Genomic DNA, 1896 nt, shown 5'->3' with positions numbered 1-1896 from the left:
GGCGAGAAGCAGATGCACCATTGGCGGGATGCGCTTCTGGTGCACGAGGTTGTCGGTCACAGTCTGCAGGCGGAAGTTGATGAGGTCGCGCTCGCCAACGCAGTTCTGCCCGTCCTGCCAGACCATCAGCGGTGCGCCGCGCACGGTGTCGATGCCGGCGTTGGCGTACAGCCAGTAGTTCGCCGTAGCGCCCCCGTATATGCGACTGGTGACGGTACGGCGCTCAGAAAGCGTGCCTTGCGCCGCGCCAGGGATCGGATAGCTGTCCGGTGTGTAACCGGCAACTGAGTTCGTCCCGACGTCACGCCCGCCGGAGTACAGCGTGAAAGTGTGGGTGGCGCCGATGCGCAGCGTCTCCAGCCGGTGCCAGAAGTTCGTGCCGGACACCCTGGTCATCGGTACCGGCGACCACCCGTCGATCGCGATTGTGGCGGGTTCATCGGAGGCGAGGGCGAACAGAAAGTCCTGCCCCCAGACCGCTGCGACGTTGCCGGACGCGGCAGTGCCGACCGTGGTGGTGCCGGCCGTGGGAGTGGCAGATGCCGCGGGCACGGCGGCGGCACCCCCTGCCTGCAGACCCGGAAGGTAGCGGGTCATCAACTGCGCGAGGTCGGGTCCGTTGGAGCGAGCGGCTTCGAAAAGTTTGCGCAGATCTTCCAATTCGGGCGACGCGGAGCTTGCAGGCCGAGCAGCACTTTGGGCCGCGGCGTCGAGCGTGGCTGCCAGCAATGCACCCGCGGCGGACGCGGCCAGCGCCCCGCGCCTTGAAATCGCTTCCATGTGCGTGTCCTCGACGATCCTGTTGGCCGACGCTTCCGCTCGGACGGACAGAGCCTATCGCCGCGCTGTGGCCTTTGCCATCAGGAAGGAGGCCAGTCGGCTCGGTCTTCGCTGCTCAACGCCGGCCTAGCAGTGCGGCTGACTCCGGAAACCTCGCCGAGCTTCGCCTGACTCACTGCGGCTTCGATCTCGTTAGCCGCACCATAGGTAGGTGCTGCGCCGCGCGAGATGCGGCGCAGAGCCATTCCCGCAGCTTCGACCAGCGCCGCCGTCCGGCCACGCCGCGCACAGCGATCGCGACGGCCTTCGGCTGCCCGACTGAGACAACCAGCCGCTTCCGCTGCAACGCTGTCTCCCCGGCCTTGTACTGGCCGGGATGACGGCGAAGCTGGCGCAGGATCCCACGCTCGATGCCTTCGTGCTCGGCCGCACGCGGCTCGGCCGCTGGGCGACGCCGCAGGACGTTGCCGGCGCCGCGCTCTTCCTACTCTCGCCGGGTAGCGCCTTCGTCACGGGCCAGCTGCTGATGGGTGGACGGGGGTCTGTCGATCCAGGCCTGAGTAATGGGCGCGCGCGGGCAGTCTACTCGGCCGCGGCGTCGTTGAAGCGTACGCAGCCGTGCTTAGTAGCGATGACATCGTCAGGAACCTCGACGAAGCCCTGGCGCGGACACGGCGAGGTCATCTCCAGCAGGTTTGCGCGGCCGGCAGGCATTGGCGGCGGGATCGGAGTGGAAGCGAGGCGCGCGCCTCATGCCAAATAGGGCCGACGCCCCTGCGCGACCAAATCCGGGCAGAATCCCGCTTTAGGCGCCAGTGCGCGTCGCGTCGCATCACGGGTTCAAAGCATCCTACCGGCGACGCATTTCGCCGGTATTTTCGGAGCCCAAACGCTTGCTCCGCCGCGCGCTCGTGCTGCTGCTGCGCCTCTGGCACGCCGCATTCTGCATTCGTCAATCAGCCTTTCGCGTCCCATCATCCCTAGGCTGCCCGTGCATCTCCTCCCCCCTCCTCGACCGCATGAAGCTGGGTCGAGGACTGGAGTGTCCGGCGTCGGCGCCTTTGGGACAGATCGGGGAAGTTGAGGAGCGGAGGATTTCTGGCTCATCGTAACCGT

General features: G+C 67.1%; 2 protein-coding genes. One reads left to right on the top strand and one right to left on the bottom strand.

Annotation, left to right across the window (positions count from 1 at the left end; genetic code table 11):
• Positions 1-780: hypothetical protein (locus tag ACLF3M_RS35200; protein WP_430661677.1), on the bottom strand; the 780-nt coding region annotated here is incomplete at its 3' end.
• Positions 781-1120: 340 nt separating this feature from the next.
• Between ACLF3M_RS35200 and ACLF3M_RS35195 the strand changes: the two genes are divergently transcribed.
• Complete coding sequence (locus ACLF3M_RS35195; protein ID WP_430661678.1) at positions 1121-1543, top strand: SDR family oxidoreductase; 423 nt, start codon at positions 1121-1123, stop codon at positions 1541-1543.
• Positions 1544-1896: the final 353 nt, after the last annotated feature.

This window comes from Falsiroseomonas sp. HW251, from assembly GCF_050563545.1.
Taxonomy (GTDB): domain Bacteria; phylum Pseudomonadota; class Alphaproteobacteria; order Acetobacterales; family Acetobacteraceae; genus Falsiroseomonas.
This window is presented reverse-complemented; position numbering and strand designations above follow the sequence as displayed.